Annotated in this window: 6 protein-coding genes; 3 read left to right on the top strand and 3 right to left on the bottom strand. The window is 69.9% G+C overall.

Features of this window, described 5'->3' with window-relative positions; all coding sequences use genetic code 11:
- Positions 1-40 precede the first annotated feature (40 nt).
- A complete protein-coding gene (locus tag D7W79_RS33035) occupies positions 41-436 on the bottom strand; it encodes a MarR family winged helix-turn-helix transcriptional regulator (RefSeq protein WP_244222102.1) in 396 nt (131 codons plus the stop codon).
- Positions 437-643: 207 nt separating this feature from the next.
- Here D7W79_RS33035 and D7W79_RS33030 point away from each other — a divergent pair, with 207 nt between their 5' ends.
- Genes D7W79_RS33030 through D7W79_RS33020 form a run of 3 tightly spaced genes read left to right on the top strand, consistent with a single transcriptional unit; the run spans position 644 to position 6,499 of the window.
- Positions 644-2,098 (top strand): TolC family protein, encoded by a 1,455-nt coding sequence (locus D7W79_RS33030; RefSeq protein WP_167497770.1) that lies wholly within the window; start codon positions 644-646, stop codon positions 2,096-2,098.
- Between the two features lie 26 nt (positions 2,099-2,124).
- Positions 2,125-3,312 carry an efflux RND transporter periplasmic adaptor subunit gene (locus tag D7W79_RS33025; protein ID WP_120529335.1) on the top strand — a complete coding sequence of 396 codons (1,188 nt, stop codon included), beginning with the start codon at positions 2,125-2,127 and terminating at the stop codon, positions 3,310-3,312.
- Between the two features lie 28 nt (positions 3,313-3,340).
- Positions 3,341-6,499 carry an efflux RND transporter permease subunit gene (locus D7W79_RS33020; RefSeq protein ID WP_120529334.1) on the top strand — a complete coding sequence of 1,053 codons (3,159 nt, stop codon included), beginning with the start codon at positions 3,341-3,343 and terminating at the stop codon, positions 6,497-6,499.
- A gap of 97 nt (positions 6,500-6,596) precedes the next feature.
- Here D7W79_RS33020 and D7W79_RS33015 read toward each other — a convergent pair whose 3' ends face one another.
- Together D7W79_RS33015 and D7W79_RS33010 are read right to left on the bottom strand one after the other, a co-directional pair.
- Positions 6,597-7,589 carry a hypothetical protein gene (locus D7W79_RS33015; RefSeq protein WP_120529333.1) on the bottom strand — a complete coding sequence of 331 codons (993 nt, stop codon included), beginning with the start codon at positions 7,587-7,589 and terminating at the stop codon, positions 6,597-6,599.
- Between the two features lie 147 nt (positions 7,590-7,736).
- Positions 7,737-9,302, bottom strand: coding sequence for a glucan 1,4-alpha-maltotetraohydrolase domain-containing protein (locus D7W79_RS33010; RefSeq protein ID WP_120529332.1), 1,566 nt, complete (start codon positions 9,300-9,302; stop codon positions 7,737-7,739).
- Positions 9,303-9,470 lie beyond the last annotated feature (168 nt).

Raw genomic sequence — 9,470 nt, 5'->3', positions numbered from 1 at the left:
GGCAGGACGGGCATGACGTGCCCGGCCTCCCCTCCCGTCGTCACCCGTTGTCGTTGCGGGGGAGCGGCGCGGGGGACGGGTCGTCCTTGCGCGGGGCCGCGGCGGGCTCGGCCACCAGCTGGAAAAGCCCTGTCTGGAGCTTGTCCAGCAGGCGCGACAGCTCTTCAATCTCCGGCGGCGCCAGGTACGTGCGCGCCTGGGTGTCCACCCATTCCGCGGCCTGCTCCAGGGCCTTCAGCTCCTGGCGCCCCGCTTCGGTGATCTCCAGGCGCACGCAGCGGCGGTTCTCCCCCGCACGGCGCTCCACCAGCCCATCCTCCTCCAGGCGATCCACCAGCCGGCTCACGGCCGGCGCGTCGATGAGCAATCGCTCCGCGATGGCCGTCTGACTGTGGATGCCGTGGAGGCCAATGTTCTTCAGCACGAGCAGTTGCATCAGCGGCCGGTCCGTTTGCTCACCAACTTTCTGGGTGAGCAGCCGGACCACTGCGCGTCGCGTCGATGCCACTTGCTCAGCGAGGGTCATGGGCGTAAGAGATGATTGCATTCCACAACGGTTGTCAATTACATCTTGACCGCGCGCAGGGCTCCCGGGGTGGGTACGACCACTCGCTCCTGCCGGAAAGACCTGCCGCTCCAGAGTATGGCCACCCCCAGCGCCCTCCTCGTCCTCCTCCTCGCCGCAGCGCCGCAGGCCCCTTCTTCCGCCCCCCCGGCCTCTCCGGCTCCGCAGCAACAGCCGGCCACGCCTGAAGCCGGCGCCGCCGTCTCCACTCCGGCACCCGTCCCCTTCCAGCCGAAGGTGGACGACCCGATGCTCACGCCCGTCCCGCCCGCGCCGGAGCAGGTGAAGACGTGGGACGAGGCCCTCACCCGGGTGCGCCAGCGGTCCACGGACCTGCGCAGCGCGGAAGCCGGCGTGACGCGGGCGCAGGGCCGGTGGCGCCAGTCGCTGGGGCTGCTCTTGCCCAACGCGCGGGCCACCGCGGGCCTGGGCGTGGACGTGCTCCACCCGGATGTCCCCTCCGCCGCGGGCGGCGGCGTGGTGGGCGGCGGCACCAGCGCCCCCCCCGGGGTCAAGGTCCCCAGCGCGCCCCTGGGCACGCTGTCCGCGTCCCTCACCCAGTCCATCATCGACATCAGCGCGTGGCGGGGCCTGTCGTCCGCGAAGGCGACGGAGGCGGCGTCGGTGGCCAACCTCCAGGACGTGCAGCGCCGCCTCACCCAGGGGCTGGCGCAGGTGCTGGTGGCCACGGTGGCCGCCGAGCGCGCCGCGGAGATCAACCGCGTGGGCCTGCGACAGGCGCTGGAGCGTCAGGCCCTCACCCAGCGCTCCTTCGAGCTGGGCGCCGGCACGCAGCTGGACGTGGTGCGGGTGAGCCAGGACGTCGCGGTGGCCCGGCAGTCGCTGGTGGCCGGGGACGAACAGCTCCGGCGGACGCGCGAGTCGCTGGGCCTGTCCCTGGGCGAGGACCACGGCGTGGGCGTCACCCCGGACTTCAACCTCGCGGGGCTGGTGGAGCAGACGCGCCAGGAATGCGCGCCCTTGCAGGACCTGAGCGCGCGGTCGGACCTGGTCGCCCAGAGGGCCAACGTGGACGCGGCCCGGGAAAGCCGTCGCCAGGCGTCCGCCGGCTACCTGCCCACCCTGGGACTGAGCACCACCCTCCTGGGCTTCACCACCGACCCCGGCTTTGGCCGCTTCGCCACCTGGAACGTGTCCGCGGTGCTGTCCGTCCCGCTGTGGGAGGGCGGTCAGCGCGGGGGCCTGGTGCGCGAGCGCGAGGGCATTGAACAACAGGCGGCCCAGACGCTGGAGGCCAACCGCCGCAACGTGAGCGTGGAGGTTTCCCGCGCGCGGCGTGGAGTGGAAGTGGCCGAGGCGCTGTTGAAGACCGCGGCCGAGTCCCTGGAGCTGGCGGACCGGACGGACCGGCTCACCCGCCGGGCCTTCGAGGTGGGACGAGGTAGCAGCTTGGAGCTGGTGCAGAGCGGATCCGCCCTCCGCCAGGCCCAGCTCGCTTTGATTTTGAGGGAATTCGAGCTCGTCCAGGCCCGCCTGGACGCGTTCCTGACGGAGGCCCGGTGCGACTGGTGACGAGGGTACGCCCCCTGAAGGCGCTGATGACGAAGACGGTGTTGGGCGCGGCGCTGGTGGCTGGCGTGGCCGGGTGCTCGGGCAAGCCGGAGGCGAAGGCCCCCCCGCCGCCGCGCGAGGTGCAGGTGGTGGCGCTGGCGCCGCACGAGGTGCGGGACACCGGGGAGTACCTGGGCTCGCTGCTGTCGCGGCAGAGCGTGACGGTGCTGCCGCAGGTGAACGGCTACGTGCGCAAGATTCTGGTGAAGCCCGGCCAGAAGGTGGAGGCCGGCACGCCGCTCATCGAGGTGGACGCGCGCGAGGAGACCGCGGCGCTGGACAGCGCGCAGGCCCAGCAGAGCTCCTCCACGGTGGAGCTGGAGCTGGCGCGGCGCACCCTGGCGCGCACGGAGTCCCTCAACCGCGAGGGCCTCGCCAGCGTGCAGGAGCTGGAGCGCGCCCAGGCGGCGGTGAAGGCGGCGGAGGCCGCGTCGCGCGCGGCGGGCGCGACGGTGGCGCAGCGCCAGGTGCAGCTGCAGTTCCACGTGGTGCGCGCGCCGTTCGCGGGCACCATGGGCGACGTGCTGGTGCGCGTGGGTGACTTCGTGAGCGCCACCACGACGCTCACGACGGTGGCCCAGGCGGACGCGCTGGAGGTCAGCGTGTCGGTGCCGGCATTCCGCGCGCGGTCGCTCAAGCCGGACACCCAGCTGGAGCTGTTGGATCAGCAGGGCAAGGTCATCCTCACCAGCACCGTCTTCTACGTGGCGCCGCAGACGGATCCGCGCACGCAGCTGGTGGAGGTGAAGGCCGCCTTCCGCAACACCGTGGGGCTGCGCCCCAGTGAGCTGCTGCGGGCGCGGCTGGTGTACTCCACGCGGGACGCGCTCCAGATTCCGGCGCTCGCGGTGGTGCGCCAGAGCGGCCAGCCCTTCGCCATGGTGGTGGAGAAGAAGGACGGCAAGACGGTGGTGGAGCGCCGCCCGGTGGCCCTGGGCACGCTGGGCGACATGTCCTACGTCGTCGAGGGCGGCCTGAAGCAGGGCGACCTCGTCGCGGTGTCGTCGCTGCACATGCTCCGCGACGGCATGCCCGTCATCCCCAAGCAGGTCACCCTGAAGAACGACGAATCCCCCCAGCCGCGGGGCAACGCGCGGGCCGACGAGGTCCCCACGAACGCCCAGCGCCCCCGCACGGCATCCGGTGGTGGCGGCACCACCGGCGGCAGCCGCTAGCAGGCGATTCCAAGAGAGGCGCCACACCGTGTTCGTCGACTTCTTCATCCGCAGGCCTGTCTTCGCCATCGTCTGCTCCATCATCCTGACGCTGGTGGGCGTCATCGCCATCCCGACGCTGCCCATCGCGCAGTATCCGGACCTGGCGCCGCCGCAAGTCACCGTCACCAGCACCTACGTCGGCGCGAGCGCCGAGGTGGTGGAGTCCGCCGTCACCATCCCGTTGGAGCAGGAGCTCAACGGCGTGGAGGACATGCGCTACATCACCTCCACCAGCAGCAACGACGGCACCAGCACCATCACCGTCACCTTCGCCCCCACGCGCAACATCGAGGTGGCGGCGGTGGACGTGCAGAACCGCGTCAGCCGCGCCGCGGCCCGCCTGCCCGCGCAGGTGAACCAGACGGGCATCGTGGTGAACAAGGCCTCCAGCCAGATGCTGCTGACGGTGGGCCTGTCCTCCCCGGACAACCGCTACGACGCGAAGTTCCTCTCCAACTACGCGGACGTGAACCTCAAGGACGCCATCAAGCGCGTCCGCGGCGTGGGCGAGGTGCGCATCTTCGGTGAGCGCAAGTTCTCCATGCGCCTGTGGTTGGACCCCTCGGAGCTCGCGCGGCGCAACATGACGCCGCAGGACGTGGTGCGCGCCCTCCAGGAGCAGAACCTCCAGGTGGCCGCGGGCCAGGTGGGCCAGCCGCCGTCCAGCGACGAGCAGCCGTACCAGATCGCCGTGCGCGCCCGGGGCCGCCTGGTGGAGCCGGAGGAGTTCGGCGACATCGTCCTCATGCGCAACAACGACGGCCGCGCCGTCACGGTGAAGGACGTGGGCCGCGTGGAGCTGGGCGCGGAGAACTACGGCACCCTCTTGCGCTTCAACGGCCGCACCGGCGTGGGTCTGGCCATCTTCCAGCTGCCCACCGCCAACGCGCTGGACGTGCGCGACGGCGTCGTCAAGGAACTGGATCGCCTGTCGCAGGCCTTCCCGCCGGGCCTGGAGTACCGCGTGGGCACGGACACCACGCTCGCGGTGCGCGCCTCCGTCAACGAGGTGATCCACACGCTGATTGAAGCCATCGCGCTCGTCATCCTCGTCATCTTCCTGTTCCTGCACGGGTGGCGCAGCGTGCTGATCACCGCGCTCACCCTGCCGGTGTCGCTGGTCGGCACGTTCGCGTTCGTCTACCTGATGGGCTTCTCCATCAACACCCTCACCCTCTTCGGCCTGACCTTGGCCACGGGCCTCGTCGTGGACGACGCCATCGTGGTCATCGAGAACATCGAGCGCCTGATGGCGGAGCGCGGGCTCAAGCCGCTCCAGGCGGCGCGCGAGGGCATGAAGGAGGTGGCCGGCGCGGTGGTGGCCATCTCCGTGGTGCTGGTGGCGGTGTTCATCCCGGTGGCCCTCTTCCCGGGCACCACGGGCTCCATCTACCGGCAGTTCGCGCTCACCATCGCCGCGTCGGTGGCCCTGTCCACCTTCTGCGCGCTGACGCTCACGCCCGCCCTGTCCGCGCGGCTGCTCAAGCACCACCACGGCCCCAAGTGGGTGTTCTTCCGCAAGGTGGACCAGGTGCTGGACTGGACGCGAGACACCTACGGCAAGGGCCTGCGCAAGCTGCTGGTGCACCCCCTCATCGTGCTGGTGGCGTTCCTCGCCTGCATCGGCGCCACGGTGATGCTCTTCCGCTCGGCGCCCACGGGCTTCATCCCGGACGAGGACCAGGGCTACGTCATCATCTCCGTGCAGGGGCCGGAGGGCATGTCCCTCACCCAGACGGAGAAGGTGCTCCGGGAGGTGGAGGCGGTGCTCAACGCCCAGCCGGAGGTGGCGGTGACGTTCGCCATCGGAGGCTTCTCCCCCAGCGGCAACGGCTCCAACTACGCCACCGTCTTCACGGCCCTCAAACCGTGGGAGCAGCGCCTGGGCAAGGAGCAGTCCGTGGCCGCGATGGTGGAGCGCCTGCGCGGGCCGCTGGGCAAGATTGGCAGCGCGCGCGTGATTCCCTTCCAGCCCCCGGCCATCCGCGGCGTGGGCAGCGTGGGCGGCTTCCAGTTCATCGTGGAGGACGTCGCCGGCACCCACTCGCTGGAGGACCTGGCCAACGCCACGCAGGAGATCGTGCAGAAGGGCAACGAGGAAGGCCGCCTGCGCGGCGTCTACACCCCGTTCAACGCCAACACGCCCATCCTGGACGTGGAGGTGGACCGCCAGAAGGCCAAGGCGCTGGGCGTGCCGATTGAACAGGTCTTCGGCGTGATGCAGCTTTACATGGGCAGCCAGTACGTCAACGACTTCAACTACGCCAGCCGCACCTACCGCGTGTACGTCCAGGCCGAGCAGCAGTTCCGCGACAGCCCCCAGGACATCGGCTCGTTCTACGCGCGCACGGAGGCCGGCGACATGATTCCGCTGGAGTCGCTGGTGAAGGTGACGCCCATCGTCTCCGCGCAGGTCATCAAGCACTACAACCTGTTCCGCTCCGTGGAGATCAACGGCCAGGGTGCCCCCGGCGTGTCGTCCGGCCAGGCGCTGGAGGCGATGGAAGCCGTGGCCGCCCAGGCGATGCCCCAGGGCATGTCCGCCGAGTGGACGGGCATCAGCCTGGAGCAGAAGGAGTCCGGCGGGCAGACGATGATCATCTTCGCGCTCGGCATCCTCTTCGTGTTCCTGGTGCTGGCGGCGCAGTACGAGAGCTTCAGCCTCCCGTTCGTCATCATCCTGTCGGTGCCGCTGGCCATCATGGGCGCCCTCGGGTTGCAGGTGGCGCGCGGCTTTGCCAACGACGTGTTCTGCCAGGTGGGCCTGGTGATGCTGGTGGGCCTGTCCTCCAAGAACGCCATCCTCATCGTGGAGTTCGCGGAGCAGCTGCGCGAGCAGGGCAAGAGCGCGCTGGAGGCGGTGGTGACGGCCGCGGAAGTGCGGCTGCGCCCCATCCTGATGACGTCCATCGCGTTCCTCCTGGGCGTGGTGCCGCTGATGACGGCGTCCGGCGCGGGCGCGGCGGCGCGCAACTCGCTGGGCACCGCGGTGTTCGGCGGCATGCTGGTGTCCACCATCGTCAACCTCATCTTCATCCCGGGCCTCTACGTCCTCATGCAGAAGGTGCGTGGCAACGCGACGCGGTCCAGCGGTGAGGAGGAGACGCCCACGCCGCACGAGCCGGCCCCGGCCCACTCGCCGTGAGCTGACGCCTCGAAGTGCAGCGCTGAAAAACAGACCGCCCTCCCCTTCCAGCACGCGAAGAGGAGGGCGGTGGTGTTTTCGGAGGACTGCCCGCGCGTCAGATTTCGTGGGCGGTCTGCTCGTACACGATGACGTGGCGGGAGACGGGGAACAGGATGATGTTGAGCGTGCGCCAGTTGTCGCCGTTGGGGCCGGTGCTGAACTCACGGAAGTAGCTCTTCACCTGCACGTTCTCACCGCTGTCGCCGTAGGCCGCGAGGATGGCCGGGTGCAGCGGCTGGTACTGCCAGTACATCTGCGACTGGAACGCCGCATAGGTGTACGTGTCCGGGGTCGGGTCGTTGCGGTAGCCGCTGTACTCGCTCCGGGCCAGCACCGCCGCGGCCGCCGCGTCCAGCGACGCGGGCGTGGCGTACGGCCACGCGAAGTCATACCGGTCCAGGAAGGAGAAGGCGTCCTCGCGGTACGCGTTGCCCGTGTCGAGCAGCGCCTGGAGGTTCGGCTCGATGGCGAACTGCGCCAGCGTCACCGGCGCATTGGCCGGCGCGGACGCGGGGTTCGGCACGCACGCGCCGCCCACGCAGGAGGCCTGGAGGCGGTACTGCTTGCCCAGGCCGTTGCTCCAGCCCACCACCACCAGGTACTCGCCGGCGTCGTCCAACGTCGCGAGGGGAATCTTGCTCAGCTCGCCGTAGCCGGAGTCGTCGTCCTGGAAGAGCACGCGCGTGCCGTAGCTGCCGTTCGCGTCCTTGGGGCCGTACACGAACAGGCCGGTGTCCACGCCCACGCCGGTGCCCAGGTGCGTCACCTCCAGCGCCACCTGCGTGTGCGCCGCGACGGTGAGCTTGAAGCCCTCGTAGGCCGCCGTCGTGCCGGTGTTCGACGACACCGCGCCGCCCACGGAGAGCGTGCCCAGGTAGTTCATGAAGCCCCCAGACAGCGTGGACGGAGGCGACACCAGCGACTGCGCCGCCGTCGTCACCGTCTCGCCGTCCGCCGGGGCCTGCTCCGGCTGGCCACCACAGGCGCCCAGGAGGCCCACCGCGGACATCCACAGCATCGCGCTTCGCACTGCCGTTCCACGCTTCATCGCTTCCGCCTTCATTCAGGGAGGGCGAGACGTCCGCCCAGGGGAGTGAGGCGGCCCCTGTGACAGCTTGAAGACGGGAACTCAAGCAACAGATGAAACACAGGCGCCCCCGGTGAGACATGCAACAGGGGCGCCTGTCTCGGTGTCTTAGAAGCTGGCGGTGGCGGTGATGCTGCCGCCGGCGGCCGGGGTGGTGACGGTGTTGTTGCTACCGCCCTGCCACACGACGTTGCCGCTGCCGTCGCGCTTGAGGCACTTCCACTGCACGGTGGTGTTCGCGGGCAGCGCGAAGGTGCCGCGCCAGGTGGGGTACGCGGTGGGGCTCAGAAGCTTCGTGGTGGTGGGGCTCCAGTTGTCGAGCGCCGCGATGCTGCCGGCCACGTAGACGTTCTGGCCCATCACGGTCGTGCCGTTGTTGCACACGAACTCCACGTTGGCGGTGGTGGGCGTCGTGGTGCCATTGGAGGTCCACACGGTGTAGTCGGTGCCGGAGGCGGCCTGCGTCCAGCCGGTACCGGGGCTCCAGGCGCCGCTGCCGATCTTCATGGCCACCTTGCCGCCGATGATGGCCGCGTACAGGCCGCTCTCCGCGCGCTGGATGCTGACGGTGGAGTCGGAGTTCAGGCCCGCGTTCTTGCGGATGTCCATCAGCGTCTTGATGGAGCTGCCCAGGCCCCAGTTGAAGTAGTGCGCCCAGTAGACGGTGGGGATGCCCGGGTGGGTCAGCACGTAGGCGTAGCCCTGCATCACCTTGGCGCACGGCACCGGCCAGTGGTTCTGCCCGTTGCCGCACGTCTCGCTGGGGCCGGTGTCGTGGTTGTCCACGAAGGTGACGTGGCGGCTGGGCCACCAGCCGATGCCGCCCGCGGGCTTGCCGTCGGCCGCCTTCAGGCGCGCGTAGTTGTTGTTGGTGAGCACGTCGTTGAGCAGGCCCTTGGTGGCGAAGTCGAACGCGGCGCAGCTGCCCGTGGTCGCGTCCACCCAGTTGGTGATCTGCTGCTTCCAGTCGTTGGGGTTGTTCGCGTCGAAGTAATTGGTGGGCCAGAACTCACCGACGCAGAACCACGGCGCGGTGTCCGTCACGTACTCCTTCACGTAGCTGCCCGCGAAGCCCTTCACGAAGTCGAAGCGCCAGCCCGCGAAGCCCACGCCCTTCAGGCGCGTGTTCATCCACGTCTTCAGGTCCGCGCGGACGTTCGCCTGCGAGTGGTCCAGGTCGCGCGCCGCGGCGTAGCCCTCGCCGCTGTCGGGGTTGCCGCAGGCGCTCGCCCACTCGTCGCCCTTGGCCACCGCGCTGCAGCCGCTCCAGGTGGGGTTGGTGAAGTCCGCCCAGTTGGTGGTGCCCACGCGGTGGTTCACCACGATGTCCGCGATGGGCTTCACACCCTGCGCGTTGAGCGCGGCCAGCGCGGCGGTGAGCTCCGCCTCCGTGCCGTAGCTGGAGTTGAGCACGTTGAGCTGCCGGGGCAGGTAGCCCTGCGTGGACGCCGCGTCGGAGGGCGGCGGCAGCCAGATCATCGTGAAGCCCGCGGCCTTCAGCGTGGCCGCGTTGTTCTTCACCGTGTTCCACCAACCGCCCGCGCTGGCGGAGTTCCAGTGGAAGCCCTGGATCATCACGTCGGTGCTGGCGCCATCCAGCGGCTTGGCCACGGCGGGCGCGGCGGCGAACAGGCCGGCCGTGGAGACGACCAGCAGTCGGGTCTTCAACGTCATCGGGGGACCTCGGGGTTGGGGAGGAAGCGCGGGCAAGCTAGTCCTGCCCTCCCCCACGAACCAGGACTCCCCGTTGAAGGGGACCCTCCCACCCCGTGCTTCCAAGAGGACGGCGCAGTGCGTTGCCCTGTGCAGGACGCGGGAGCTGTCTAGAATCCCACCCTCCCC

Source organism: Corallococcus exercitus (genome assembly GCF_003611585.1).
Lineage (GTDB): Bacteria > Myxococcota > Myxococcia > Myxococcales > Myxococcaceae > Corallococcus > Corallococcus exercitus.
The sequence above is the reverse complement of the archived record's forward strand: the minus strand, read 5'-3'. Positions and strand labels throughout refer to the sequence as shown.